Genomic DNA, 25,367 nt, shown 5'->3' with positions numbered 1-25,367 from the left:
GGATCAGTAGACGTCGCGGACGTAGCGCTTCTCGGCGACCAACTGCTTCTTGAAGGCCAGCGCCCCGTCCTCGTCGAGCTTGCCGTGGATCCTGGCGATGGCCAGCAGGGTGTCGTCGACATCCTTGGCCATCCGCGCGGCGTCGCCGCACACATAGAAGTGCGCGCCGTCGCGCAGCCAGGACCACAGCTCCGCACCGTGCTCGATCATCCGGTGCTGCACGTAGATTCGCTCGCGCTGGTCGCGGGAGAAGGCCAGGTCGAGGCGGGTGAGGAAGCCGGAGCGGAACATGTCTTCCAATTCGGCGCGGTAGTAGAAGTTCTGCGCGGCATGCTGATCGCCGAAGAACAGCCAGTTGCGACCGGTGCAGCCGAGGGCGCGGCGCTCCTGTAGGAAGCCGCGGAAGGGCGCGATGCCGGTGCCGGGACCGACCATGATCATCGGTGCCGTCGGGTCCAGCGGCGGCCGGAAATGCGGTGCGCGCTGCAGGAAGATGGGGACCGCGGATGCGTCGGCGTCGGCACGGTCGGCGAGGAAGGTCGAGCACACCCCGCCGCGCTGGGCCGCCGATCCGGTCGCTGCCGGATCGCCGTAGCGGACGACACCGACGGTGAGCTGCACCTCGTCGGGGCTGACCAGCGGGCTGGAGGAGATCGAATACTGGCGCGGCTGCAGCTTTTTCAGCGTGCCGAGCCATTCGACGAGATCGGCGCGCACCGGGAAGTCGCGCAGCACATCGACGGCCTGCCGGTCCCACAGGTAGTTGTCGAGTTCATTGCGATTATCGCGGCGCAGCAGTTTCGCCAGCCGGTTGTTCGGATTGCGTTCGGCGATGAAGGTGAGCAGATCGTGGCTGACCTTCGTAATGTCGTAATGGGTGCGCAGGGCCTGGGCGAGCGGCAGTTCCTGGTCGTCGATCTCGATGACCCGGCGGCCGTCCAGCCTGGTCGCACCGAGCCATTCGGCCACCATCGAATCGCAATTCGCGGGCCACACACCGAGCGAATCGCCGACCTCGTAGGACACGTCCAGTCCGTGCAGGTCGAATCCGAACTGGCGCACTTCCTTCGGCGATCCGATGTGCGAGAGCGGTTCGTTGCGCACCAGCGGGGCGGTCACCGGTGCGTTGCGGGTGAACGGCGCCGGGGCGGAGCTCTGGGTTCGGCCAAGGGCCGGCGCGGTGCGAGTCAGGACCATCGTGGCGCCGCCGCTGCCGTGTGCCCGAGTTCCGCCGGGCCGGGGACCACTCGGATTCGCCTCGGGCGCAGTATTTTCCCGGCCGCCGTCGAGTGCGGTGAGCACCTCTTCGAGCCAGCGCGCCGCCGCTTGTTCGTAATCGGGTTCGCTGTCGACGCGCGGCAGCAGACGGGTGGCCCCGCGCTCGGTCAGCTTCGCGTCCAGTCTGCGGCCGTGCCCGCAGAAGTCGTCATAGGAGGAGTCGCCGAGCGCGAATACCGCGTATCGCATGCGGTTCAACCGGATCACGCTGTCGCTCAGTCGTTCCCAGAAGTCGGTGCCATTGTCCGGCGGACCGCCGTCGCCGAAGGTGCTGCTGATCACCAGCACATCGCCGGTCAGCTCGTCGAGTTCACACGAGTCCATATCGAGCAGCCTCGGGGCGTAACCGCATTCGGCCAGGCGCTCGGCCGTCGTCGCCGCGAATTCCTCCGCGGTGCCGGTCTGCGAGGCCCACAGCACGGTGACGGGGCGGGCCGGTGATTCGTCGGCAGGCTCGGGAGTGGTCTGCGGTGCGGCATTGCGCGAGTACATGCCCGCCAGCAGCCCATCGATCCACAACCGGCTGTACTGAGTGAGCGGGGCGGACTCGGGGAGCACCGGCTGTCCGGTCACCGGAATGGATTGCAGCGCCGAGAGATATCCGGCGAGATAGATCCGCTCGGTGTCGCTGAGCGTCGGAGCCGTGCCCGTATCGAGCCCGAGCATGACCGCCAGTGGGTGCGGCGTCGCCGAACCATTGATTCCCGGTACACCGTCGGCCGGCGCTGAAAGGCCACTGGCCGCCGCGGCACCGGTAGCGGCCGCTTTCGGCGCACCGGACATCTCCGGCTCCGGCACCGCCGCGACCCGCCGCAACGACACCGCGCACGCCTTGTATTCAGGCTGCAGCGAGTCCGGATCCACCGCGTCGTTCGTCACGGCATTGATCGTCAGATATTCGCCCTGCTCGTCGTTCCAATGGAACGGCGCGAAGCAGTCGCCGGGCCGCACCCGGTCGCTGACCTGCACGGGCAGCACCGCTCGCCCACGCCGCGAAGCGATTTCCAGCTGATCGCCCGCCTCGACGCCGAGCCGCTGCGCATCCTCGGGGTGCAGCTCGACGAACGGCCGCCCCGTCAACTTGGTCAGCTTGTCGATCTTGCCGGTCTTGGTCATGGTGTGCCACTGATGCTGCAGCCGACCGGTATTCAGCACGAACGGGTAGTCGTCGTCGGGCATCTCCTGCGGCGCCATATGCGGGCGCGGCCAGAACACGGCGCGGCGGCTGGGGGTCGGGAACGCCAGCCGGGGCCGATGCCCGGTGTCGTCGACGAAAAGCTCCTGGCTGACACCATCATTGAGATAGCGGATCGGATTGCGCACGCGGTCCGTCTCGGCGCACGGCCACTGCATCGGTCCTTCGCGCAAGCGGTCGTAGCTCATGCCACGCAGGTCGTATCCGGTGGCCGGATTGGCGAACTGCTTGATCTCTTCGAAAACCGCCGCGCTGGAGGAGAAGTCGAACCCTTCGAAGCCCATCGCGGTGGCGACCTGCGCGATCAGCAGCCAGTCCGGGCGGGCATCGCCGACCGGGTCGACCGAGCGCTGCAACAGCGTGACATTGCGCTCGGAATTCACCATCACCGCATCGGCTTCGGCCCACAGCGTGGCGGGCAGCAGCACATCGGCGTAGGCGTTGGTGGCGGTCTCGGTGTAGGCGTCCTGCACGATCACCAGTTCGGCCGCCTCGAGGCCGCCGATGACGGTCTTCCGATTGGCCACGGTGGCAACGGGATTGGTGCTGATGATCCAGGCCGCCTTGATCTGCCCATCGGACAACTCGCGGAACATCTCGATGGTGCCGGGGCCGGCTTCACCGCGCAGCGTGCCGGGCTCGATGCCCCACGCCTGCTCCACGAAGGCGCGGTCGGCAGGGGAGAAAAGGCTGCGCTGTCCGGGCAGGCCCGGACCCATATAGCCCATTTCGCGCCCGCCCATGGCATTCGGCTGACCGGTCAGCGAGAACGGCCCACTGCCGGGGCGGCTGATGGCGCCGGTGGCCAGGTGCAGGTTGCAGAGCGCGTTGGTGTTCCAGGTGCCGTGGGTGGACTGGTTGAGTCCCATGGTCCACAGCGACATCCATTCGCCCGCCTCGCCGATCCAGCGTGCGGCCGTGCGGATATCGTCCTCGGCGAGTCCGGTGATCTCGGCGACCTTGTCCGGTGCGTAGTCGGCGAGGAATTCGGGCATCGCCGCCCATCCCTCGGTGTGCTCGGCGATGAAATCCTTGTCGATATCGCCGTTTTCGACGAGCAAGTGCAGCAGCCCGTTCAACAGGGCGAGATCGGTGCCCGGTGTGATCTGCAGGAACAGGTCGGCCCGCGCCGCGGTATCGGTGCGCCGCGGATCCACCACGATCAGCTTCGCGCCCGCCTTGACCCGGTCGATCATGCGCAGATACAGGATCGGATGGCAGTCGGCCATATTCGCGCCGATCACGAAGAACAGGTCGGCCTGCTCGAAGTCGTCATAGGATCCGGGCGGCCCGTCCGCGCCGAGCGACTGCTTGTACCCGGTCCCCGCGCTGGCCATGCACAGCCGGGAGTTGGCCTCGATGTGCTTGGTCCGCAGATACCCCTTGGCCAGCTTGTTCGCCAGGTACTGCGCCTCCAGTGACATCTGTCCGGAGACGTACAGCGCGATCGCATCCGGTCCGTGTTCGTCCAGGATCGCCCGCAGCCGGGTCGCCGCCTCGTGCACCGCCTCGTCGACGGGCATCGGCACCGGCACCTGGCCGCGCTCGGGCCGCCGGTACGCGGTCTCCATCCGTCCCGGCGCCTGCATCAACTCCAGATGTGTGGCGCCCTTGGTGCACAGCCTGCCCGCATTCGCCGGATGCAGTTTGTCGCCGCGCACCTTGGCGATGACCGGCGCACCGTCCGCGCCCGCGCGCGTCTCGACGGTGATGCCGCAGCCCACCCCGCAGTACGAGCACGCCGTTCTGGCGGTGCTCGCGCGGTCGGCTCCTGCATCGGTCATGCCACCGATCATGCTGATCGCCGATTGCGCCGGATTTACCCAACGTTATCGGCAGGTGACAAATAACCTCACCGTATGAAAATCGGCGTGTGAGGTGTGGCGTGCGCCACGAAAATATGCCGCGACCAGGGCGTCAGCCCATTTTGTAACCGCGATGCAGCGCGACGATGCCGCCGGTCAGATTCCGCCACTTCACCGATGACCAGCCCGCATCCGCGATCCGCAGCGCCAACTGCCGCTGATTCGGCCAGGCGCGGATGGATTCGGCGAGATAGACGTAGGCATCCGGATTGCTGCTGACCGCCCGCGCCACCTTCGGCAGCGCCTTCATCAGGTACTCCATGTAAATGGTGCTGAAAACCGGCACGATCGGCGTGGAGAACTCGCAGACCACCAACCGCCCGCCGGGCTTGGTGACGCGCAGCATCTCGCGCAGTGCCTGATCGGTTTCGGAGATATTGCGCAGCCCGTAGGAGATGGTCACCGCGTCGAACGAATCGTCGGTGAAGGGCAGCGCGGTCGCGTCGGCCGCCACCATCGGCACATTGCGGAACTTGCCCGCGGCGAGCATGCCCTGCGAGAAGTCGGCCGCCAGACACCAAGCGCCGGACTTCGCCAGGTCGAGCGTCGAAACACCGGTGCCCGCGGCGAGGTCGAGCACCCGCTCACCCGGGCGCGGCGCCAGCGCCTTGCGCACCGCCCAGCGCCAATATCGGTCCTGCCCCATCGAGATGACGGTGTTGGTCAGGTCGTACCGCTTCGCGACCCCGTCGAACATCGACGCGACCTCGTGCGGCTGCTTGTCCAGCGAGGCCCGAACCGATTCCCGCTGCTCTGTTTTCGCCACGCCCCGAACCTACCGCGCGTAACACCTGCCCGGCGAGGCTCACGCGCCGAACTGACCCAGACAATCAGAGCGGCCGTTGTTCGGACCTGCTCTTTCGGTGAAACCCGCCCGAAGTCGGGGCCCGGAGGTCATGAAACTCACACGCGGACGCGCCTTTGCGCAGCACAAATTCTCCGCGGCACGCCACCACGTCACGCGGTGTGCGGTAACTGAATCCGAATGCCGGTGACGTCGGCGTAGTGGCCCATCAATTCGGTGCAGATGGCGGGCCAGGTCCGATGCAGCACCGACTTGCGCGCGGCACCGGCAAACCGCGCCCTGAGTATGGGATCGCGAAGCGCCGCAACCGCACTGGGTAGTAGTTCGGAGAAGCGATCCACAGGTAGTAGATATCCGTTGCGGCAGTGCGCGATCAGATCACGCGGTCCGCCCGCATCCGGCCCGATCACCGGAACCCCGGCGGCCAGCGCCTCCTGCACGCCCTGGCAGAACGTCTCGTGCTCGCCCGCGTGCACCATCACGTCCAGACTCGCGTACGCCTGCGCCAGCTCGTCACCGCCGAGCTCGCCGGTGAACACCGCGGTCGGCATCATCCGCGCCAAGCGGGCCCGCTCCGGCCCGTCCCCGACGATCACCAGCTGGATCTTCGGATCGCTCGCCAGCACCGCGAGCCGTTCCACATGCTTCTCCGGAGCCAGCCGACCGACGAAGCCCACCAGCAGCCTGTCCTGTCCGCGCAACCAGGCGGCCCGCAGCTCGGCCCGCTTCGCCGACGGTGTGAACCGGGCGATATCGACCCCGCGCCCCCACCGGCGCACCCGCGGAATGCCGTGCCGCTCCAGATCCTCGGCGGCCGCACGCGAGGGCGCCAACGTCCGCGTCGCGCCCTCGTGGATGCGTCGCGTCCAGGCCCACGCCGCCCGGCTGGCCAGCCCGAGCCCATAGCTCTTCGCGAATCCGGCGACATCGGTCTGATAGATCGCCACCGTCGGCAGGTCCAATCGCATCGCCGCGCCGAGTCCGCCGGCGCCGAGCAGGAAGGGGGAGGCCAGGTGCACCACATCGGCGTCGAAGTCGTCGATCACGGCGGTGATTCCGGGGTGCGGCAGGCCGACGGGCAGGGAACTGACCTTCGGCACCATCATCGCGGGCACCAGGTGCACCGGGAAGCGACCGTAGCGGCGCGGGGCGGCGGGCAGCCCGCGCGGCGTATCCGGCGCGATCACCAACGCCTCGTGACCGTGCTGGTCCAGGTGGTCCAGCACCCGGAGCACGGAATTGACGACGCCGTTCATATTCGGCAGGAACGACTCCGAAACGATGGCTACTCGCACCATTCCAGGTTGACCCGCGCACCGCGCCACGCCGTCACGTGGACGTGACCGATACGCAAAGATCCGGCGAACTGTCGGGGTGCCCGGTCCGGCTCAGCCGGCGCTCGCGGCGGCGCTGGCGCGGTCCACGGGTCCCGGCGTGCGGCGTCGGGTCCGGGCCAGGATCCACATCGTGGGCAGCGCGACCGCCCACACGACCACGATCACCGATGCCGCGGGCTGAATCGCGACCCGCACATCACGCCCGGCCACCCGCACCAGATCCGGATCGCTGCGGCTGTATTCCACATTGATCCGCTCGCCAACGGTGAGATTGGTCGGATACAGCACGCCGACCTTCGGATTGTGTGTCTTCCCGTCCGGCGTCACATAGGTGACCGCCGAGCGCAGCCGCCCGGCCGAGAGCACTTCGGCGGAGGTCACACCCTTGTCGGAGCTGATCAGATAGTCATTGCGCCAGGCGGCGAGCACTAAGAGCCCGATCAGGGCGCTGAGAACTATCGCCGCTGTCAGGACACCGATCCTGGCCCGCCGCAGGCGGTTCGACCGCCTTTCGGACTGGCTGGTTTCCGACACCACAACAGGCTACTTGCCGCCTCCGCTACCGTGTGCGCCCATGTCCCGAAAATTCAGCTTCACCGTGCCCTACGCCGTCCCGGTCGAAGATCTTCACCGGGCACTCACCAATGACGACGTCTGGCAGTCCCGCTTCGCCCCTGCCGCGACCGCCACGATCGACCTCTCGCATCCCGATGGCGCGGACACCATCCGCATCCAGATGACCGAAAAGGCAAGCGCTGACAAGATTCCCGGCATCGTGAGCAAGGTGCTCAAGAGCGATCTGGTGCTCTCGCGCACCGACAGTTGGCAGGCACTGGACGGCGAGATCGCCAAGGGCACCTTCGAGGGCGGCACCGCGGGCATCTCCTGCGAGATGTCGGGCACCTACGAACTCCGCCCGACCGCCGAGGGGTCGGAAATCGAGGTCGTCGGCACCGTGCGGGTGAAGGTTCCGCTGGTCGGCGGCGCAATCGAACCGCTCGCCGAACAACTGCATCATCGGGTGCTCGAGAGCGAACGCAAACATATCGAGGCGTGGTTCGCCGCGCAGGCCAACGCCTGATCCGCCCGCCCACCGCCCCGGCGAGAGCCGGGGCGTGTCGGGGCCGTTCGTCAGGCGAAGTCCTGCGGATCGAATTCCTTGGGCTCGACCAGCACCAGCCAGTTGCCGGAGTTGTCGCGGATGATCGCCTCGGTGCCGTAGGGGCGTGCCGCGGGCGGCTGGATGAATTCCACGCCCTTGGCGGTCAGCTCCTCGAAGGTCTTCTGACAGTTATCGGTCTTCAATCCGAGCGCGCCGTGGGTGCCATTGGCCAGTGCCCGGCGGATGGCATCGGCCAGGTTCTCATCCAGTGGCGGTCCCGGAATCATCAAGGTGACCTCGAGTTCGGGATGATCGGGATGTGCGACGGTGACCCAGCGGAACCCATTGTCGCCCATGGTCACATCGCTGGTCTCGATGAATCCGAGCTTATCGATGTACCACTGCTTGGCCGCGTCCTGGTCGGTGACGTACACGGTGACCAGGGAAACGTTCGTAATAGACATGCCTAAAGGCTAGAAAGCGCACCGACTCGGCCGCTTCTCCGAAATTGCTGACCTGTGCGTAGCACCGGCGGCTCAACTCGGCGGCTTGCGATCCGAAAGCCCGTGCATGAATACATAACAGCCCGGAATCCGCGGCGCACCATCGGCGAATTTGGTCTGGTACTCCGACGGCGTCACCCCGACCAACTGCCGGAACTTACTGCTGAACGAGCCGAGACTGCTGTACCCGACCAGCATGCAGACCTCGGTCACGGTCAGGTTGGTGGCCCGCAGAAAATCCTGCGCCCGCTCGATCCGCCGCTGCGCCAGATACGCCGCCGGTGTCACCCCGTAGACGGCCGCGAACGCGCGCAGGAAGTGATATTTCGAAACCCCTGCGGCGGCCGCCAATTCGTCCAGATTCAATGGCTGGGCATAGTCGCGATCGGCAAGGTCCCGCGCCCGCCGCAGATGCGGCAGCAGGTAGAGCGCGGGCAATCCACTCATCTCAGGTGAACGGGGCGAGTTCATCGAAACGGTAGGACGCCCGACCTGCGGCGCGCCAAGCCCTCGCGGTCAGATCCAGATCCTCGTCGGTGACCAGATTGCCCATCACCCGAACCGCGGTGCGCTGCAGGTACTTCGACCGCATTACCGGCGGCCCGCCCAGCGGCACCATCCGCGGATGGGTCGCCAGTCCGGCGATCCGCCGCGCCACCGAGAACGTCCGGCCGTAGCGGGCCCGCAACAGTTCCGGCCACACCTTCGTGAGATCCGGTTCGTCGAGCAGCTCGGCGAGCATGTGGCCGCCCTCCAGGCCGTAATCGATGCCCTCGCCGTTGAGCGGATTCACACACCCCGCGGCGTCGCCGATCAGCACCCAGTTGCGCCCCGCGACATTCGACACCGCACCACCCATCGGCAGCAGCGCCGACGCGACCGCCCGCAGCGAACCCTCGAACCGCCACTCCTCGCGACGCAATGAGGTGTAATGCTCCAGCAGCGGTTTCAGCGCGATATGCGAGGGCCGCTGCGCGGTGGCCAGCGATCCGACACCGATATTCACCTCGCCATTGCCCAGCGGGAACACCCAGCCGTAGCCGGGCACCAATTCGCCGTCGGCATTGCGCAGTTCGAGATGCGAGGTGATCCACTGGTCGTCGCTGCGCGCGGATTTGATGTAGGCGCGGGCCGCGGTGCCGTAGGCGTACTGCCGATGCCAGGTGCGCCCGAGCAGTTTGCCGATGGGGGAGCGGACACCGTCGGCGACGACGAGTGTCTTGCAGCCGATCTCATGGGTGCCCGCCGCCGTCTTTACCGTCACACCGGTGACGCGGTCACCCTCGCGGATGACATCTATCACCTTTGTGCCGTCCAGCATCCTGGCCCCGGACTTCACGGCCGTCTCACGCAGTTTGTCGTCGAGTTCGGTTCGGGGAACGGCACTTCCATACGTCGGGAAGGAACCGCCCGGCCACGGCAGTAGGGCCTCGCGGCCGAAGCCGGTCATCCGCAGGCCGTGGTTCACGGTATGCGCACGCAGCCAGTCGCCGAGTCCGAGATTCTCCAATTCGGCCGTCGCGCGCGGGGTGAGTCCATCGCCGCAGGTCTTATCGCGTGGGAAGACGGCGGAATCGGTGAGTACGACATCGCGGCCGGCTCGCGCGGCCCATGCGGCGGCGGCCGAACCGGCCGGACCGGCGCCGACCACGAGGACTTCGGTCCGGGTGGGAATCGCGCTCTGCGTCTCCCCGTCCCCGCCCGCGGGTGTGACATCCGGTGAACCCATGCGGTCAATACTTGCAGGAGGGTTCCATTCATGTCGACGGCGCCCGGGGGTGTCGCACACCATGCGATCGATGAGCTCGGAAAACAATGTGGGAAAGTGTCTGATACACCGCATAGTGACGGTGTTCATGGGCCCCGGGGCGGGGACACGCTAGGTTCTCTACCGTGGGGTCGGACGCATCGCTGGGAGAAGAGATGAGCACATCGGCTGTGAGTGATGAGAGCACGGTGGTCGCCGGAGTCGATCTCGGTGACACCGAGCTCGCCGCAACCGTGCGCAACGGGCTCATCGACGTCGAAAAACTGCTGATCGATGAGCTGTCCGACGGCGAGCTGTTCCTGCAGGAGGCGGCGCTGCATCTGGCCAAGGCCGGGGGTAAGCGATTCCGCCCGCTGTTCACCATCCTCACCGGGCAGCTCGGCCCGCGTCCGACCGATCCCGCGCTGATCACCGCGGGCACCGTCGTCGAACTGGTGCACCTGGCGACCCTCTACCACGACGACGTTATGGACGAGGCCCCGATGCGCCGCGGCGCCCCGAGCGTGAATTCGCGCTGGGGCAACAGCATCGCCATCCTCGCGGGCGACTATCTCTTCGCGCACGCGTCACGGCTCACCTCGACCCTGGGCCCGGACGCGGTGCGGATCATCGCCGAGACCTTCGCCGAACTGGTCACCGGTCAGATGCGGGAAACCATGGGCGCGCGCGAATCCCAGGATCCGGTGGAGCATTACCTGCGCGTGGTCTGGGAGAAGACCGGCTCGCTGATCGCCGCCGCCGGACGCTTCGGCGGCACCTTCTCCGGCGCCGACGCCGAACACGTCGAGCGGCTGGCCCGGCTGGGCGACGCGGTCGGCACCGCCTTCCAGATCTCCGACGACATCATCGACATCTCCTCGGCCGCCGAACAGTCCGGCAAGACGCCGGGCACCGATCTGCGCGAGGGCGTGCACACCCTGCCGGTGCTGTACGCGCTGCGCGACGAGGGTGCCGAGGGCGACCGCCTGCGCAAGCTGCTGGCCCACCCGCTGGAGACCGACGACGAGGTGGAGGAGGCGCTCGCCCTGCTGGCCCACTCGCGCGGCATGGTGTTGGCCAAGGAGAAGTTGCAGGGCTACGCCGATATCGCCCATGCCGAACTCTCGGCGTTGCCCTCGGGGCCGGCCAACGACGCGCTGGAGCGCCTGGTTCGCTACACCATCGAACGCGTCGGCTAGCGGTTCGCACCCGGCACGCCGGACTGGATCACACCCGGAACTTTGCCCGTGATCTCTATCGTTGATCTGCCGTAAGACACTCGACGAACGGGGAGTGGGCAAGGAGACCTATGCACACGCACGGGTATGCGAATGGGCTGAAGACATTCGGGCTCATGGTCGGCCTCTCGGCCTTGATCGTGTTAGCCGGTGCGATGTTCCGTAGCCCGACCATTCTCTTCATTGCGATCCTGCTCGCGGTGGGCATGAATGCCTACGCCTATTTCAACAGCGACAAGATCGCGTTGAAGGCCATGCACGCGCAGCCGGTCAGCGAGCTGGAGGCTCCGGTCATCTACCGCATCGTGCGTGAGCTGGCGACCACCGCGCGCCAGCCGATGCCGCGGCTCTACATCAGCCCGACCAACGCGCCCAACGCCTTCGCGACCGGCCGCAGTCCCCGTCATGCCGCGGTCTGTTGTACCAGCGGCATCCTGCAGATCCTCGACGAGCGCGAGTTGCGCGCGGTGCTCGGCCACGAGCTATCGCACGTCTACAACCGCGACATCCTCATTTCCTCGATCGCGGGCGCGCTGGCCGCGGTCATCACCGGCCTGGCCAACCTGGCCTTCTTCGCATCGATGTTCGGCGGCAATCGCGATGGCGAGGGCCCCAATATCCTCGGCGTCATCCTGGTGTCGCTGCTGGGCCCGATTGCCGCGACCCTGGTCAAACTGGCCGTCTCCCGATCCCGTGAATACCAAGCCGACCAGTCCGGCGCCGAGCTGACCGGTGACCCGCTCGCCCTGGCCTCGGCGCTACGCAAGCTGGAGCGCGGCGTACAGGCCGCCCCGCTGCCCCCCGAGCCGCAGCTGACCGCACAGTCGCACCTGATGATCGCCAACCCCTTCCGTTCCGGTGAGCGCGCGGCCCGTCTGTTCTCCACCCACCCCCCGATGGCCGACCGCATCGCCCGCCTCGAGGAAATGGCGGGCGGCCCCCGCAACTACTGATCCGCGAGCGCCGGGATCGCCGGGCGCTCAATCGTGTTCGGCCGCCAGCTCCTGTTCGTAGGCCCGCAGCGTCTCCACGAACATCCGCCGCTGCTGGGCATCCAACGGCTCGAGCACCTTCCGCCACGCCCGCGCACTGCCGCCGAGCCACGCATTGACCGACTTCTCGTGCGCCGCCGCGATACCGACGATGGTGCGCCGCCGGTCGGCCTCGTCCGAGCGCCGCTCTAGCACCCCTTGCCGACTCAGGTCGCCGACCATCAGGCTGACGGTCGTCGGCGCCACCTCCAGCCGCGCGGCCAGATCGTTGACCGTCATCGGCCCCTCGAATACCAGATTCGCCAGCAATGACAGATGCCGCGGCGCGAGCGAAAACGATTGCAGCTCTTCGGGAACGCGCATCTTCTTGGCCCGCCCCACCACCCGCGGCATGAGCAGCAGCAGGCTCCGAACGCCCTCTTCCACCCCGATGCCCGGCACGCCCGTTGACATCTACGGCACCTCCAAATAACCTTTGCATGCAAAGTAGTTTTGCTTGCAAAGCAAAGTCTGATCTCTCTGGCAAGGCTAATACCAGCGATCGCCGGTCTGCCCGGTGATCCGGAAGGACGTACGAACATGACCGATCCACGGCCGACCTCGGCGTCGGATTTCAATGCGGCGATCATCGCGGAGTTCCGTGCGAACGCGGGCCGGGTCGGCGCGATGTTCGAGGGTGTGCCGCTGATCCTGCTGACCACGATCGGCGCGAAAACCGGCCACGAGCACGCCACGCCGGTCGTCTATCGCCGAGACGGCGATCGCCTGCTGATCTTCGGTTCGAACGGCGGCTCCGATACCCACCCGGCGTGGTTCCACAACGTTCGCGCGAACCCCGCGGTCACCGTGGAGATCGGCGTGGCGGACGGTATCGAGACCTTCCGGGCGACCGCCGCTGTGCTCGAGGGGGCCGAGCGGGATCGGTGCTATGCCGAACAGGCCGAACGCGATCCGGCGTTCGCGGCGTACCAGGCGGGTACCTCGCGCGTCATACCGGTGATCGCGCTGCACCGGGAACGGCAACCCGCGATCGGCCGCCGTGGCGTGATCGTCGGCGCGGCGGTCGCGGCCACCGCGGTCGCCGGCGTCTCTGCCGCGATCATCGGTTCCGGCGGTGTGGCGCCCGAGCAGCCGGTGCGGCGCGCCGCCGCCATCGGCGATCATCTGCGCACCGTGCACGAGCAGCTGCGCCGTGATCTCGAGACGGTACGCGCGCAGCTCGACCAGCTCCGCGATGTGAGTGAGATCCCAAGTCTGCCAACCGATCTGCGCAGTCACTGCATCGCATTCTGTGGCGCGCTGCACGAACATCACACCAACGAGGACGGTGTCTTTCCGGCGCTGGCCCGACAGCATCCCGAACTGGCTCCGGTGCTCGAGCGCCTCCAGCGTGAACACGGTGTGGTGGCCGCGGCGTTGACCGAGTTGCAGCAGCTGCTCGACAGTGCCGATCCCGACCGTCTGCGCGTCGAATTCGATCGGCTCGCAGGTGAATTGGAAACGCATTTCCGCTACGAGGAGGACGAACTCGTCGCGACCTTGAATGCGACCGATCCGGCCACTCTTCGACAGCGATAGTCCGCGGCCATTCGTGAATTGATCTCGTGCGGCGGAAAAGAGAAACCCCCGTCGATCATTTCTGATCGACGGGGGTTTTCGGTGGCAGGTGTAGGATTCGAACCTACGTAGGCTTTCACCGACAGATTTACAGTCTGCTCCCATTGGCCGCTCGGGCAACCTGCCGTCACGCTTCTCGGCGCGCAGTGCAGCTTACAACGAACCCGCACCCATAACGCAAACCGGCTGGCTATCGGCCATGCGACGGGACTACGGTCGCGCCGCGGGGTAGAACTGACCGTGACCGGATCGACCGGTCCGCAGCGACTGCTCGGGTCGCTCGAAGGGGTCTGTCAAGACCGTTGGATCGCCAGGACAGGAGCGAAGTGTGGCCGATTCGTCTTTCGACGTTGTCAGCAAGGTCGACCGTCAGGAGGTCGACAACGCGCTGCATCAGGCGGAGAAGGAGCTGAACACCCGCTACGACTTCCGTGGCACCGGCGCGACCATCGAATGGTCCGGTGAGGACAAGATCGTGCTGACCGCGGAGGCCGAGGAGCGGGTCAAGGCGGCGCTGGACGTATTCAAAGAAAAACTGATCCGCCGCGATATTTCACTCAAGGCATTCGACGCCGGTGAGCCCGCGGCCTCGGGAAAGACCTACAAAATCACCGGCACCCTGGTGCAGGGCATCGACGCCGAGCATGCGAAGAAGATTTCCAAGAAGATCCGCGACGAGGGCCCCAAGGGTGTCAAGGCGCAGATCCAGGGCGAGGAACTACGCGTCTCCAGCAAGAAGCGCGACGACCTGCAGGCGGTGATCGCACTGCTGAAGGGCGAGGACTTCGGCATCGCGCTGCAGTTCGTCAATTACCGGTAGGCGTCGCGGCCGATCCTTTCGTGCGACCTGTGAGCAGTCGCTGGCGGCCGCTCGACGAGTGGCCGCAAACCGGCTCTGACCACCCGGTTTGGAACTGCGACCGGTGAGTGTGTAACCTCGTTCAAGACTTCGCCGCGCCGGGGTCGACATCGAAGGTCACGGTGCGGAGCTAGTCATGCCCCCTTAGCTCAGTCGGCAGAGCGTTTCCATGGTAAGGAAAAGGTCAACGGTTCGATTCCGTTAGGGGGCTCGCCGGATTGCCGGTGGTGACCGACTCGGCATCTCCAAGGTTGGGCGCGGCATCACCAAGGCAATGCGACCCGTGGCGGTGTAGCTCAGTCGGTAGAGCAAACGACTCATAATCGTTGTGTCGCCGGTTCAAGTCCGGCCATCGCTACCAAAGACCGATCAGACCATCTGGTTGACCCGAAAGAAGGAATATCGTGGCCGCGAAGTCCACCGATGTCCGGCCAAAGATCACCTTGGCCTGCGAGCAGTGCAAGCACCGCAACTACATCACCAAGAAGAACCGGCGCAACGACCCCGATCGGCTGGAACTGAAGAAGTTCTGCCCGAACTGTGGCACGCACCGGGCGCACCGCGAATCCCGCTAGTCCACCACGCGTGCCGCTGCCGCGTTGATTGGCTTCCGGGTTTCGTCCCGGATTCTCGGGTCGTGACACTTGCGAGGGCCGGACATGATGTCCGGCCCTGACGTGTTTCACGGTCCTGAGTGCGGTGGGGCTTGCGAGCGAAGCGATTAAGCGATCGACACAGCCGCCAATGCGGTCACGACGGAGCTGAGCGCCAGCGCAGCGTAGTCGTGAACGCTCGTCGACTCCGGGTTCGGGGTCAGATAGGTACAGTCCTCCCGTGACAATCAACACCGGTACAGACGAAGCGGTCGCAATGGAAGAAGAGCTCGACCCCGCGGCGCATGCCGCGGCGATGGTCGGTCATCACTACCGCGTCGACGACTACTACGAGGTCGGCCGCGAGAAGGTGCGTGAGTACGCCCGCGCCGTACAGGACTATCACCCGGTGCACTGGGATGAGGATGCCGCCCAGGAGTTCGGCTACGACACCCTGCTCGCCCCGCTGACCTTCATCTCCCTGGTCGGACTGCTGGCCCAGCGCAAGCTCTTCGAGACGATCGTCACCGGATACGACCTGAGCCAGATCATGCAGACCGATCAGATCCTGGAATTCCACCGGCCCATCAGGGTCGGCGACCAGCTGGTCTGCGATGTCTACCTGCACTCGTTCCGGCAGGCATTCGGCGGCGACATCATCGTCACCAAGAACATCGTCACCGCGCAGGACGGCGAGGTGGTGCTCACCACTTACACCACGCTGATCGGGCGCAGCGGCGGCGATATCGACCCGAACCTGACGGGTGCGGTCCGCAATGTGCTCATGCACGGCATCGGCGAGGAAGCCCCCTACCACCGCCCGCGCACCCAGGCCGCCACCGACGTGCCCGCGGCGCCGGTGACCACGGTGCCCGCGATCGCGCCGACCAAGCACGCGATCAACTTCGACGACGTCACCGTCGGCGCCGAGCTGCCCCCGCGCACCGTCCGGCTGACCCGAGGCGATCTGGTGAATTACGCGGGCGTCTCCGGCGACGCGAATCCGATCCACTGGAGCGACGAGGTCGTCAAGCTGGTCGGCCTGGACAACGTGGTCGCGCACGGCATGCTCACCATGGGCCTCGGCGGCGGTTTCGTCACCTCCTGGCTCGGCGATCCCGGCGCGGTCAAGGAGTACAACGTCCGCTTCACCAGCCCGGTCTACGTCGGCTCCGAGGAGCCCGCCGAGGTCGAGTTCACGGGTAAGGTGAAGTCGGTGGATCCGGAGACCCGGACCGCGGTCGTCGCCATCGTGGCGAAGTCGGCGGGCAAGAAGATCTTCGGCCGCGCGACCGCGACGGTCCAACTGGCCTGACCTGGTCGGGTGGCCCTGATTGGCAAATGCCGCAGGCGGTAACGTACACTCAGATTTCTGGGGTCACCAGCCGCTGCGCGCTGCTCTGCAAGGGCTGGTTCCAGGTGAGTCCGCGAGGATTCGCCGACGGGGCCGGTCAACTGCCGGAGTGGCGCGCGTGTTGTGTGACACCAGATAGCAAGAACGACAACTGAACACAGAAACAGTGGTTGGACAGCTGTAATCGTCCAACCGAAGGGGCGTAGCTCAATTGGCAGAGCAGCGGTCTCCAAAACCGCAGGTTGCAGGTTCAAGTCCTGTCGCCCCTGCCCTGGATGCCAGCGACGAAAGGATCGACGTGGTCGACGAGCGGGATAATCGTCACGGCGCGCATGCCGCCGAGGACGACGACACCGCCGCGGTGGCTCGGCCGAGCGGCAAGCGGTCCGCCCGGCGTAGTCGCGATGCCGATTCGGGTTCGGTCGCCACAATCGACCGGCCCACGGCCAAGGCAACCAAGAAGACCGATCGGGCCGAGCGCAAGAAGACGGGTAACCCGTTCAAGCGTTTGATCAAGTTCCTGCGCGAAGTTATCGCGGAACTGCGCAAGGTGATCTGGCCCAACCGGAAGCAGATGGTCACCTATACGAGCGTTGTTCTGGTGTTCGTGATTTTCATGGTCGCGTTCATCAGCGGGTTGGATCTGGCGTTCATCAAGGGTGTCAACTGGCTGTTCGGCTAGCTGATCGCCGCCGACGCCGGTAGCCGACCTCGGGTCGGCGCGTTACAGCGCGCCCCGGCCCGGTACGCAAAGGATGTACGTGACGACACAGGAAGCGAGTGCCCCAGTGAGCACCCCGGAGAACGACACAACCGACGAGTTCCCGGTCGACGACGCGGTGGAGACCGTCGAGGAGTCCGCGGCCGTCGAGGAAGCTGTGGTCGACGATTCCGACGCCGCTGACGCCGAAGCTGTCGAGGCTGCTCCTGTCGATGCCGAACCCGCCGATCCCGTCGCCGAGATGAAGGCCGCGCTGCGGCGCGCCCCCGGCGACTGGTACGTGATCCACTCGTACGCCGGTTACGAGAACAAGGTGAAGGCCAACCTCGAGACCCGCGTGCAGAACCTCGACCTCGAGGACTACATCTTCCAGGTGGAAGTGCCGACCGAAGAGGTCACCGAGATCAAGAACGGCCAGCGCAAGCACGTCAACCGCAAGGTGCTGCCCGGCTACATCCTGGTCCGGATGGAACTGAACGACGAGTCGTGGGGCGCGGTGCGCAACACCCCCGGCGTCACCGGTTTCGTCGGCGCCACCTCGCGCCCGTCGCCGCTTTCCATCGACGATGTGGTGAAGTTCCTGGTCCCGGCCGCGCAGCAGCAGAAGAAGCCGGCTGCCGAGGCCGCCGCCGCGGCGTCGACCGCCGCCGATATCGCGCCGAAGCCGGTCATCGAGGTCGACTTCGAGGTCGGCGAATCGGTCACCGTGATGGACGGCCCGTTCGCGACGCTGCCCGCCAGCATCTCCGAGGTCAACGCCGAGCAGCAGAAGCTCAAGGTGCTCGTGTCGATCTTCGGTCGCGAGACGCCGGTCGAGCTGGCGTTCACCCAGGTCGCGAAGATCTAGATCGGTTCTGTCAGCGGCGGGGCGAGTCTGCCCGGTCGAGGATCGCAACACCAGGCTTGCAAAGAGCAAGGACACCAAGACCCTAGGAAAGAAAGATGCCCCCCAAGAAGAAGAAGCTCGCCGGGATCATCAAGCTTCAGATCCAGGCCGGCCAGGCGAACCCGGCCCCGCCGGTCGGCCCCGCGCTCGGTCAGCACGGCGTCAACATCATGGAGTTCTGCAAGGCGTACAACGCCGCGACCGAGTCGCAGCGTGGCAACGTCATTCCGGTCGAGATCTCGGTGTACGAGGACCGGTCCTTCGACTTCAAGCTGAAGACCCCGCCCGCTGCTCGGCTGCTGCTCAAGGCCGCCGGTGTGCAGAAGGGTTCGGCCGAGCCGCACAAGACCAAGGTCGCGAAGGTCACCATGGACCAGGTCCGGGAGATCGCCAAGACCAAGCAGGAAGATCTGAACGCCAAGGACATCGACCAGGCGGCCAAGATCATCGCGGGTACCGCTCGTTCGATGGGCATCACCGTCGAGGGCTGAGCGCAGGCTCGCAATCCCGGTGGGAGGGTCGGCCAGACCCGATAACCACTTCTGAACCACATTAAGGACAGACAATCATGGCAAAACGAAGCAAGGCGTATCTCGCCGCGGCCGAGAAGGTCGATCGCACTCAGCTCTACTCCCCGCTGGCCGCCGCGCGCCTGGCGAAGGAGACCGCAACCACCAAGACCGACGCGACCGTCGAGGTCGCCGTTCGTCTCGGCGTGGATCCCCGCAAGGCCGACCAGATGGTCCGCGGCACGGTCAACCTGCCGCACGGCACCGGTAAGACCGCCCGCGTCATCGTGTTCGCGGCCGGTGAGAAGGCCGCCGAGGCCGAGGCCGCCGGTGCGGACGCCGTCGGCGCCGAGGATCTGATCGAGCGGATCCAGGGCGGCTGGTTGGACTTCGACGCCGCGATCGCCACCCCGGACCAGATGGCCAAGGTCGGCCGGATCGCGCGTGTCCTGGGCCCGCGCGGCCTGATGCCGAACCCGAAGACGGGCACGGTCACCAACGATGTGACCAAGGCCGTCAACGACATCAAGGGCGGCAAGATCAACTTCCGCGTCGACAAGCAGGCCAACCTGCACTTCGTCATCGGCAAGGCGTCCTTCGACGATGCCAAGCTGGTGGAGAACTACGGCGCCGCGCTGGATGAGATCCTGCGTGCCAAGCCGTCGACCGCCAAGGGCCGCTACGTCAAGAAGGTGACGGTCTCGACGAACACCGGACCGGGCATCCCGGTGGACCCGAACCGCACCCGCAACCTCCTCGACGAGGATGCGTAAGTAGCAGTCCAGCTCTTCGGAAGCTGAACACCACACGGGCGGGAACGCGAATCGCGTTCCCGCCCTTTGTGCTTTTCGGACCCGGATCATGCGCACTGACGTCGATTCCGTGCGGTCGCGCCGGACTAATCGACTTGTCGCGGACGTTGCCCCTCAGGTGACCGCTGTTCTGCTCATCTCCGGAAGCACTCGCAGTGCTTCGACCAATACCGCCGCATTGCGCACCGTGGCGGCGATCGCGCCGGAGGGTATCGAAACCTTCTGGTACGAAGGGCTTTCCGAACTCCCCGCCTTCAGTCCGGACGATGACGGTACGGCCCACCCCTCGGTTCTCGCATTGCGCGAACACCTTTCCCGCGCCGACGCGGTCCTGCTCTGCACCCCCGAATACGCGGGCACCCTTCCCGGCAGCTTCAAGAACCTGCTCGATTGGACCGTCGGTACCGCCGACCTCTACGAAAAGCCGACGGCCTTCCTCAATGTCGCCGCTCAGGGCCGCGGGGAAGGCGCTGCCGCCACCCTGACCACAGTGCTGGGTTACGTGGGAGCCCGCGTCGACCCGGACACCTGCGCCCGCCTCCCGGTGGCCCGCGACGCCGTCGACGCGACCGGCCTGGTCACCACCCCCGAATTCCGTACCGGCGCACTACAAGCACTGCGCCGCCTGGTCGGCCAGGCGGCGCCCGCCTCGGCCTGACCTGCTGCCGAGCCGAGTCGAAGGGTCGCCTTCGGCGCGAATGGGCGCCACTATTCGAACGTCTGACCACTGCTGAGGCGAGTCGAGTGGTGGCTTCCGGATCGAGTCCGAGCCACCACTCGACTCGCCTCGATGATCAGTTCTCCTGGGGCTCTGTGGATTTGCGCCAGCCGAGGAGCACCGACTCGCCCTCCTGTACACCCCAGGGCAGGAAGATGGCCACGATAGCGGCGCACACCACCACCGCGCTCGCGGCTACCAGGGATGCGGCGTGCGAGCCCTGCAAGGCCGCCGTCTTCATTGCGGTGATGAGGTTTTCGCGCTGGGTGTCGAAGAACGGTGCGAGCTCGCGCTTGCGGATCTCCAACACGCTGAGCGGACTGGCCTTCACCAGACCGCGCTCGTGCGCATTCATCATCCCGGCGGGCACCCGGTCGATCAGCGGCGAGACGCGAGTTGTGTAGTAGGAGGCCACGATCGAGCCGAGGACCGCGACGCCGAGCGTGCCGCCGATCTCTCGCGTGGTGTCGTTGACCGCCGACCCCGCGCCCGCCTCATCGAGCGGCAGCGACGACATAATGGATTCGGTGGCCGGTCCCTGCACGATGGCCAAGCCGAGTGCCATCGACACCATTGACGGCAGCACATCCGTGACGTAACTGCTGTCCACGGTCACCTGACCGCCCAGATACAGCCCCAAACCGGTGAGCAACAGCCCGAAGACGATCACCGGCGTGGTCCCGACCCGGGTGGCCAACAGCGTCGCGATCGGTGCGCCGATCGCCACCGAGAATGCGAACGGCAGTGAGGCGATGCCGAATTCGAGCGGTGTGTACTCGCGGACACCCTGGAAGTACTGAGTAATAAGGAACAGGAACCCGAACATCGAGAAGTAGCCGACCGCGATCGATAAGGCGGGCATGGAGAATCGGCGATTCCGGAACAGCCGCATATCGAGAATCGGTGCGATGGTGCGCAATTCCCAGGTGATGAAGGCGGCGAGCAGCACGATGCCGAGCGCGGCAACGCCCAGGGTGGTTGTCGACAGCCAGCCATAGCGCGGGGCCTCGATGATGGCCCATACCAGCAGCGTGATGCCCGCGATCGAGAGCGCGATTCCCGGCAGGTCGAGCCGTCCGACCTGGGAGGACCGCGATTCGGGCACCCAGATGAGGGTTGCCGCCATGGCGACCAGCGCCACCGGCACATTGATCCAGAAGACCGAATGCCACGAAAAGTGTTCCAGCAGCCAGCCGCCCGAGATCGGGCCGATCGCAATGGCGAATCCGGCCATCGCCGTCCAGGCGGCGATGGCCAGTGCGCGCTCGCGCTTATCGGTGAAGATATTGATGATCAGCGCCAGCGTCGCGGGGAAGACGGCCGCGGCGAAGATTCCCATCGCGGCGCGGGCGGCGATGACGCTGCCCATGGAATCCGAGAGCGCGCCGCCGATCGACATGACGGCAACACCGACCAGGCCGATCATCATGACGCGGCGGCGTCCGTAGCGGTCGCCGAGATTGCCGAAGGCGAGCAATAGTCCGGCGAAGGTCAGGGTGTACGCGTCGACGACCCATTGCAGGCCGCTGACGCCGGTGGCCAATTCCACCCCGATGGAGGGGAGGGCCACGTTCACGATGGTGTTGTCGAGGACGACCAGCAGCTCCGCGAGGCAGATGACGGCCAGGGCGATGAAGCGGGTGGTGCGTCGTTCCAGCAGCACCGGTGGATCGACTATGGAGGTTGCCATAGTTCGGTAGTCAAGCAGTAGATGTCACTCTTGGTAACACCTTTTTGTGGCGACGTCCGCCACATTCAAGCGTGAATTGTGAGTCGTGTCACAACAATTCGGCCGCGAAAGCATCCCTTTCGCATCCGTTTTGGCAGATGAGGACGGGTTCGGCTACTGTGGACGGAAGTAATCGACGAGTTCGATGACTACCCAATCCGTTCTACCGAAGACCGTTGGTCGCTGCGTCCGTCAGGACGTGGTCGAAGGTCCGGCATCAAGCCGGCGGCCCACGCAGGGAGGACCGAGGCTGGGAATTGATCCGGTGCATGCCGGGTCGATCACCTATCACGCCCCGGAACGCTCTGCGTTCGGGGCGTTTGCTTTATCGCTGGCCCCTGGTACTCGGCAGTTCGAATACGAACCGACATCCAGAGAGGAGGCGAAGTATGGCAAAACCCGAGAAGGTCACCGCGGTCGAAGAGATCGCTGAGCAGTTCAAGAGTTCGTCGGCCACCGTCATCACGGAATACCGTGGTCTGTCGGTCGGTAAGCTCACCGATCTGCGTCGCGCGCTCGGCGAAGGCGCTACCTACTCCGTCGCCAAGAACACCCTGGTCAAGCGTGCGGCCGCGGAAGCGGGCGTCGTTGGCCTGGACGACTTGTTCGTCGGACCGACCGCCATCGCCTTCATCAAGGGCGAGCCGGTCGACGCGGCGAAGGCCATCAAGACCTTCGCCAAGGACAACAAGGCGCTCATCATCAAGGGCGGGTACATGGACGGCGCTGCGCTGTCCGTTGCCGAGGTCGAGAAGATCGCCGACCTGGAGTCCCGCGAGGTGCTGCTGGCCAAGCTGGCAGGCGCCATGAAGGGCAACCTGGCGAAGGCTGCCGGTCTGTTCAACGCTCCCGCTTCGCAGGTGGCCCGCCTGGCCGCCGCCCTGCAGGAGAAGAAGCAGGCCGAAGGCGGCGCGGCCGCCGAGTAACACCCCATGCGGGTGACTCGCGTGCGGCTCGCCCTCATAGACAACCAACTACCGAAAGGAAACAACAATGGCCAACGTTGACGAACTGCTCGAGACCTTCGGCAACATGACCCTGCTCGAGCTGTCGGACTTCGTCAAGAAGTTCGAGGAGAAGTTCGAGGTCACCGCGGCTGCTCCGGTCGCCGTCGCCGCTGTCGGCGGTGCCGCCGCTCCGGCCGAGGCCGCCGAGGAGCAGGACGAGTTCGACGTCATCCTCGAGGGTGCGGGCGAGAAGAAGATCCAGGTCATCAAGGTGGTCCGCGAGATCGTCTCCGGCCTGGGCCTGAAGGAAGCCAAGGACCTGGTCGAGGGTGCCCCGAAGCCGATCCTGGAGAAGGTCGCCAAGGACGCCGCCGAGGCTGCCAAGGCGAAGCTGGAAGAGGCCGGCGCCAAGGTCTCCGTGAAGTAATTCACGTTTAATCGCCGAACGGGCGGTCCCCATTGGGGGCCGCCCGTTTGCTTTTCTCGGCGCGGGCGGCGGTAATGCGAATATTAGGGGTGATTGGGGGTTACTCTTCGGTCAGGTTAGGGTGTGCGCCGTCATGCTCATGGGATACAGTGACCGCACCCACTGTGATGCGACACACCGTGATACCTAGCGCGGTTCGCCGGTGGGCTGCTCGCTGAGAAATTGTGGAGGTTGGCGTGGGCGTCGAGGTCAGGACCGAGGGTGTTACCAAGTCCTTCGGTTCACAGCGTATTTGGCAGGATGTCTCACTGACGCTGCCCTCGGGTGAGGTCAGCGCGCTGCTCGGCCCCTCGGGTACCGGTAAGTCCGTCTTTCTGAAGTCGCTGATCGGTCTGCTGCGCCCGGAGCGCGGCTCGATCTATATCGACGGCACCGATATCACCACCTGCTCTAATAAGGAGCTCTACGAAATCCGCAAGCTCTTCGGTGTGCTGTTCCAGGACGGCGCGCTGTTCGGCTCGATGAACCTCTTCGACAACGTGGCCTTCCCGTTGCGCGAGCACACGAAGAAGTCCGAGTCCGAAATCAAGAAGATCGTTATGGAGAAGCTCGAGCTGACCGGTCTGCTCGGCGCCGAGGGCAAGCTGCCCGGTGAGATCTCCGGTGGTATGCGCAAGCGCGCCGGCCTGGCCCGCGCTCTGGTGCTCGACCCGCAGATCATTCTCGTCGACGAGCCGGACTCCGGTCTGGACCCGGTGCGTACCTCGTATCTGTCGCAGTTGCTGATCGATATCAACGCCCAGATCGACGCGACGATCCTGATCGTCACCCACAACATCAACCTGGCGCGCACCGTGCCCGACAACATCGGCATGCTGTTCCGCCGCTCGCTGGTCATGTTCGGTCCGCGCGAGGTGCTGCTCACCTCCGACGAGCCGGTGGTCAAGCAGTTCCTCAACGGCCGCATGATCGGTCCGATCGGCATGTCCGAGGAGAAGGACGAGGCGCAGATGGCCCGCGAGCAGGCCATGGTCGACGCCGGCCACCACCACGGTGGCGCCGAAGAGGTCGAGGGCATCATCCCGCAGATGCGGGCGCAGCCGGGCATGCCGGTGCGTCAGGCGGTGCTGCGCCGCAAGGCGCGCGTCCGCGAGATCATGCACACCCTGCCGCACGCGGCCCAGGTGGCTATCCGTGAGTCACTTGATCAGAGCGACGACACGCAGGTGATGGCGTACCAGAACGGGGACCTGGGTGGATACCAGGGCGGGTCGTTCGACACTACCGTGCGCCACAACACAACTAACGGGTAACATCTGCGATCGTGAATTCCACCCTGGCGCGATTGCGGACTCCTGTGGAGTCGGGGTTTGGCCAGGCCGGCAACATCTTTGCGCTGCTCATCGACGTGCTGCGCAAGACGTTCAAACGGCCTTTCCAGTTGCGCGAATTCATCGAACAGTCGTGGTTCATCGCGAGTGTCTCGATCTTGCCAAGCGCACTGGTTGCCATCCCGTTCGGTGCGGTTGTCGCGCTGCAGACCGGCTCCTTGATCAAACAGCTCGGCGCCGAGTCCTTTACCGGCGCAACCAGCGTCCTGGCTACCGTCCAGCAGGCCGCCCCCGTTGTCACCGCGTTGATCATCGCGGGCGCGGCCGGATCGGCGGTCGCCGCCGACCTCGGCTCGCGCACCATCCGTGAGGAGATCGACGCACTCGAGGTACTCGGCGTCGATCCGGTGCAGAAGCTCGTTGTGCCGCGCGTACTCGGCATGATGCTGGTCGCGCTGCTGCTCAACGGTCTGGTGTCGGTCGTCGGCATCGCCGGCGGCTATTTCTTCAATGTCGGGCTGCAGGGCGGCACGCCCGGCGCCTATCTCGCTTCGTTCTCCGCACTGGCCCAGCTGCCGGACCTGTGGATCGGCGAAATCAAGGCCCTTATATTCGGTCTGCTCGCTGGCGTGATCGCCGCATACAAGGGGTTGCATCCCAAAGGGGGCCCGAAAGGAGTCGGAGACGCGGTGAACCAATCCGTGGTTATCACCTTCATGGTCCTGTTCTTCGTGAACTTGATCCTGACCCTGGTGTATTTGCAGGTCGTCCCCGCCAAGGGCGCCTGACCCGTGGCCACCTC

Annotated in this window: 25 protein-coding genes and 4 tRNA genes; 19 read left to right on the top strand and 10 right to left on the bottom strand. The window is 65.7% G+C overall.

The genetic code is table 11. The annotated features are described in order from the left end of the window. Window positions 1–3 precede the first annotated feature (3 nt). The 4 genes from ACHQ4I_RS34600 to ACHQ4I_RS34585 all read right to left on the bottom strand — a co-directional run bounded on the left by ACHQ4I_RS34600 (window position 4) and on the right by ACHQ4I_RS34585 (window position 7,014). Window positions 4–4,269 (bottom strand): bifunctional nitrate reductase/sulfite reductase flavoprotein subunit alpha, encoded by a 4,266-nt coding sequence (locus ACHQ4I_RS34600; protein ID WP_420776110.1) that lies wholly within the window; start codon window positions 4,267–4,269, stop codon window positions 4–6. A 121-nt stretch (window positions 4,270–4,390) separates the two neighbouring features. Continuing rightward, a complete protein-coding gene (locus ACHQ4I_RS34595; protein WP_420776109.1) occupies window positions 4,391–5,104 on the bottom strand; it encodes a demethylmenaquinone methyltransferase in 714 nt (237 codons plus the stop codon). 191 nt (window positions 5,105–5,295) lie between these two features. Next, window positions 5,296–6,438, bottom strand: a complete 1,143-nt coding sequence (locus ACHQ4I_RS34590) for a glycosyltransferase family 4 protein (RefSeq protein WP_420776108.1) — start codon at window positions 6,436–6,438, stop codon at window positions 5,296–5,298. A 93-nt stretch (window positions 6,439–6,531) separates the two neighbouring features. Further along, window positions 6,532–7,014, bottom strand: coding sequence for a DUF3592 domain-containing protein (locus tag ACHQ4I_RS34585; protein WP_420776107.1), 483 nt, complete (start codon window positions 7,012–7,014; stop codon window positions 6,532–6,534). Between the two features lie 40 nt (window positions 7,015–7,054). On the opposite strand from ACHQ4I_RS34585, the gene ACHQ4I_RS34580 reads away from it, so the two are divergent. Further along, window positions 7,055–7,561, top strand: a complete 507-nt coding sequence (locus ACHQ4I_RS34580; RefSeq protein ID WP_420776106.1) for a DUF2505 domain-containing protein — start codon at window positions 7,055–7,057, stop codon at window positions 7,559–7,561. Between the two features lie 50 nt (window positions 7,562–7,611). On the opposite strand, the gene ACHQ4I_RS34575 is transcribed toward ACHQ4I_RS34580, so the two are convergent. The 3 genes from ACHQ4I_RS34575 to ACHQ4I_RS34565 form a co-directional block, all read right to left on the bottom strand. Continuing rightward, complete coding sequence (locus ACHQ4I_RS34575) at window positions 7,612–8,046, bottom strand: VOC family protein (RefSeq protein WP_420776105.1); 435 nt, start codon at window positions 8,044–8,046, stop codon at window positions 7,612–7,614. A gap of 72 nt (window positions 8,047–8,118) precedes the next feature. Continuing rightward, window positions 8,119–8,532 carry a helix-turn-helix transcriptional regulator gene (locus ACHQ4I_RS34570; protein ID WP_420776104.1) on the bottom strand — a complete coding sequence of 138 codons (414 nt, stop codon included), beginning with the start codon at window positions 8,530–8,532 and terminating at the stop codon, window positions 8,119–8,121. Window position 8,533: 1 nt separating this feature from the next. Beyond that, window positions 8,534–9,814 carry a geranylgeranyl reductase family protein gene (locus tag ACHQ4I_RS34565; RefSeq protein WP_420776103.1) on the bottom strand — a complete coding sequence of 427 codons (1,281 nt, stop codon included), beginning with the start codon at window positions 9,812–9,814 and terminating at the stop codon, window positions 8,534–8,536. A gap of 194 nt (window positions 9,815–10,008) precedes the next feature. On the opposite strand from ACHQ4I_RS34565, the gene ACHQ4I_RS34560 reads away from it, so the two are divergent. Beyond that, window positions 10,009–11,031, top strand: a complete 1,023-nt coding sequence (locus ACHQ4I_RS34560; RefSeq protein WP_420776102.1) for a polyprenyl synthetase family protein — start codon at window positions 10,009–10,011, stop codon at window positions 11,029–11,031. Window positions 11,032–11,141: 110 nt separating this feature from the next. Beyond that, entirely contained in the window at window positions 11,142–12,023 is an 882-nt protein-coding gene (htpX, locus tag ACHQ4I_RS34555) for a zinc metalloprotease HtpX (protein ID WP_420776101.1), read from the top strand. Between the two features lie 27 nt (window positions 12,024–12,050). Here htpX and ACHQ4I_RS34550 read toward each other — a convergent pair whose 3' ends face one another. Next, window positions 12,051–12,515 (bottom strand): MarR family winged helix-turn-helix transcriptional regulator, encoded by a 465-nt coding sequence (locus ACHQ4I_RS34550; protein WP_420776100.1) that lies wholly within the window; start codon window positions 12,513–12,515, stop codon window positions 12,051–12,053. Between the two features lie 126 nt (window positions 12,516–12,641). Between ACHQ4I_RS34550 and ACHQ4I_RS34545 the strand changes: the two genes are divergently transcribed. After that, the gene (locus ACHQ4I_RS34545) at window positions 12,642–13,640 is read left to right on the top strand and encodes a nitroreductase/quinone reductase family protein (protein ID WP_420776099.1); all 999 of its coding nucleotides are present in this window, start codon (window positions 12,642–12,644) and stop codon (window positions 13,638–13,640) included. Between the two features lie 82 nt (window positions 13,641–13,722). Here the strand turns inward: ACHQ4I_RS34545 and ACHQ4I_RS34540 are convergent. Beyond that, window positions 13,723–13,805 (bottom strand) — tRNA-Tyr (locus tag ACHQ4I_RS34540). Window positions 13,806–14,007: 202 nt separating this feature from the next. Here ACHQ4I_RS34540 and ACHQ4I_RS34535 point away from each other — a divergent pair. From ACHQ4I_RS34535 to ACHQ4I_RS34485, 11 genes are all read left to right on the top strand, one after another. Next, window positions 14,008–14,499 (top strand): YajQ family cyclic di-GMP-binding protein, encoded by a 492-nt coding sequence (locus ACHQ4I_RS34535; protein ID WP_420776098.1) that lies wholly within the window; start codon window positions 14,008–14,010, stop codon window positions 14,497–14,499. A gap of 177 nt (window positions 14,500–14,676) precedes the next feature. Next, window positions 14,677–14,749 (top strand) — tRNA-Thr (locus ACHQ4I_RS34530). Window positions 14,750–14,823: 74 nt separating this feature from the next. Next, window positions 14,824–14,899 (top strand) — tRNA-Met (locus ACHQ4I_RS34525). Between the two features lie 43 nt (window positions 14,900–14,942). Then, the gene (gene rpmG, locus ACHQ4I_RS34520; RefSeq protein ID WP_011211653.1) at window positions 14,943–15,113 is read left to right on the top strand and encodes a 50S ribosomal protein L33; all 171 of its coding nucleotides are present in this window, start codon (window positions 14,943–14,945) and stop codon (window positions 15,111–15,113) included. Window positions 15,114–15,378: 265 nt separating this feature from the next. After that, complete coding sequence (locus ACHQ4I_RS34515; RefSeq protein ID WP_420776605.1) at window positions 15,379–16,446, top strand: fused (3R)-hydroxyacyl-ACP dehydratase subunits HadA/HadB; 1,068 nt, start codon at window positions 15,379–15,381, stop codon at window positions 16,444–16,446. 235 nt (window positions 16,447–16,681) lie between these two features. Next, window positions 16,682–16,754 (top strand) — tRNA-Trp (locus ACHQ4I_RS34510). 29 nt (window positions 16,755–16,783) lie between these two features. Next, window positions 16,784–17,167, top strand: coding sequence for a preprotein translocase subunit SecE (gene secE / locus ACHQ4I_RS34505; RefSeq protein WP_420776097.1), 384 nt, complete (start codon window positions 16,784–16,786; stop codon window positions 17,165–17,167). Between the two features lie 106 nt (window positions 17,168–17,273). Next, entirely contained in the window at window positions 17,274–18,053 is a 780-nt protein-coding gene (nusG, locus tag ACHQ4I_RS34500; protein WP_420776604.1) for a transcription termination/antitermination protein NusG, read from the top strand. Window positions 18,054–18,148: 95 nt separating this feature from the next. Continuing rightward, entirely contained in the window at window positions 18,149–18,583 is a 435-nt protein-coding gene (rplK, locus tag ACHQ4I_RS34495; RefSeq protein WP_330250592.1) for a 50S ribosomal protein L11, read from the top strand. A 77-nt stretch (window positions 18,584–18,660) separates the two neighbouring features. After that, the gene (gene rplA / locus ACHQ4I_RS34490; protein ID WP_354960268.1) at window positions 18,661–19,374 is read left to right on the top strand and encodes a 50S ribosomal protein L1; all 714 of its coding nucleotides are present in this window, start codon (window positions 18,661–18,663) and stop codon (window positions 19,372–19,374) included. A 157-nt stretch (window positions 19,375–19,531) separates the two neighbouring features. Next, the gene (locus ACHQ4I_RS34485) at window positions 19,532–20,071 is read left to right on the top strand and encodes an NADPH-dependent FMN reductase (RefSeq protein ID WP_420776096.1); all 540 of its coding nucleotides are present in this window, start codon (window positions 19,532–19,534) and stop codon (window positions 20,069–20,071) included. Window positions 20,072–20,207: 136 nt separating this feature from the next. Here ACHQ4I_RS34485 and ACHQ4I_RS34480 read toward each other — a convergent pair whose 3' ends face one another. Beyond that, window positions 20,208–21,821: an MFS transporter gene (locus tag ACHQ4I_RS34480; RefSeq protein WP_420776095.1), complete on the bottom strand. Its 1,614-nt coding sequence runs from the start codon at window positions 21,819–21,821 to the stop codon at window positions 20,208–20,210. Window positions 21,822–22,249: 428 nt separating this feature from the next. Here ACHQ4I_RS34480 and rplJ point away from each other — a divergent pair, with 428 nt between their 5' ends. From rplJ to ACHQ4I_RS34460, 4 genes are all read left to right on the top strand, one after another. Further along, window positions 22,250–22,786: a 50S ribosomal protein L10 gene (rplJ, locus tag ACHQ4I_RS34475; protein ID WP_420776094.1), complete on the top strand. Its 537-nt coding sequence runs from the start codon at window positions 22,250–22,252 to the stop codon at window positions 22,784–22,786. A 67-nt stretch (window positions 22,787–22,853) separates the two neighbouring features. Beyond that, the gene (gene rplL / locus ACHQ4I_RS34470) at window positions 22,854–23,234 is read left to right on the top strand and encodes a 50S ribosomal protein L7/L12 (protein ID WP_420776093.1); all 381 of its coding nucleotides are present in this window, start codon (window positions 22,854–22,856) and stop codon (window positions 23,232–23,234) included. Window positions 23,235–23,470: 236 nt separating this feature from the next. Further along, complete coding sequence (locus tag ACHQ4I_RS34465) at window positions 23,471–24,547, top strand: ABC transporter ATP-binding protein (RefSeq protein WP_420776092.1); 1,077 nt, start codon at window positions 23,471–23,473, stop codon at window positions 24,545–24,547. Window positions 24,548–24,558: 11 nt separating this feature from the next. Continuing rightward, the gene (locus tag ACHQ4I_RS34460; protein WP_420776091.1) at window positions 24,559–25,353 is read left to right on the top strand and encodes an MlaE family ABC transporter permease; all 795 of its coding nucleotides are present in this window, start codon (window positions 24,559–24,561) and stop codon (window positions 25,351–25,353) included. Window positions 25,354–25,367: the final 14 nt, after the last annotated feature.

The organism is Nocardia nepalensis, from assembly GCF_048910785.1.
In the GTDB taxonomy this organism is placed as follows: Bacteria; Actinomycetota; Actinomycetes; order Mycobacteriales; family Mycobacteriaceae; genus Nocardia; species Nocardia nepalensis.
The sequence above is the reverse complement of the archived record's forward strand: the minus strand, read 5'-3'. Positions and strand labels throughout refer to the sequence as shown.

Bases quoted from the DNA above. Each gene is read 5' to 3' on its own strand.
- rplJ (WP_420776094.1), top strand. From the start codon at position 22,250: ATGGCAAAACCCGAGAAGGTCACCGCGGTCGAAGAGATCGCTGAGCAG.
- ACHQ4I_RS34600 (WP_420776110.1), bottom strand. From the start codon at position 4,269: ATGATCGGTGGCATGACCGATGCAGGAGCCGACCGCGCGAGCACCGCC.
- rplK (WP_330250592.1), top strand. From the start codon at position 18,149: ATGCCCCCCAAGAAGAAGAAGCTCGCCGGGATCATCAAGCTTCAGATC.
- rplL (WP_420776093.1), top strand. From the start codon at position 22,854: ATGGCCAACGTTGACGAACTGCTCGAGACCTTCGGCAACATGACCCTG.
- ACHQ4I_RS34545 (WP_420776099.1), top strand. From the start codon at position 12,642: ATGACCGATCCACGGCCGACCTCGGCGTCGGATTTCAATGCGGCGATC.
- htpX (WP_420776101.1), top strand. From the start codon at position 11,142: ATGCACACGCACGGGTATGCGAATGGGCTGAAGACATTCGGGCTCATG.
- ACHQ4I_RS34480 (WP_420776095.1), bottom strand. From the start codon at position 21,821: ATGGCAACCTCCATAGTCGATCCACCGGTGCTGCTGGAACGACGCACC.
- ACHQ4I_RS34550 (WP_420776100.1), bottom strand. From the start codon at position 12,515: ATGTCAACGGGCGTGCCGGGCATCGGGGTGGAAGAGGGCGTTCGGAGC.
- ACHQ4I_RS34575 (WP_420776105.1), bottom strand. From the start codon at position 8,046: ATGTCTATTACGAACGTTTCCCTGGTCACCGTGTACGTCACCGACCAG.
- rplA (WP_354960268.1), top strand. From the start codon at position 18,661: ATGGCAAAACGAAGCAAGGCGTATCTCGCCGCGGCCGAGAAGGTCGAT.
- ACHQ4I_RS34560 (WP_420776102.1), top strand. From the start codon at position 10,009: ATGAGCACATCGGCTGTGAGTGATGAGAGCACGGTGGTCGCCGGAGTC.
- ACHQ4I_RS34570 (WP_420776104.1), bottom strand. From the start codon at position 8,532: ATGAGTGGATTGCCCGCGCTCTACCTGCTGCCGCATCTGCGGCGGGCG.
- ACHQ4I_RS34565 (WP_420776103.1), bottom strand. From the start codon at position 9,814: ATGGGTTCACCGGATGTCACACCCGCGGGCGGGGACGGGGAGACGCAG.
- ACHQ4I_RS34580 (WP_420776106.1), top strand. From the start codon at position 7,055: ATGTCCCGAAAATTCAGCTTCACCGTGCCCTACGCCGTCCCGGTCGAA.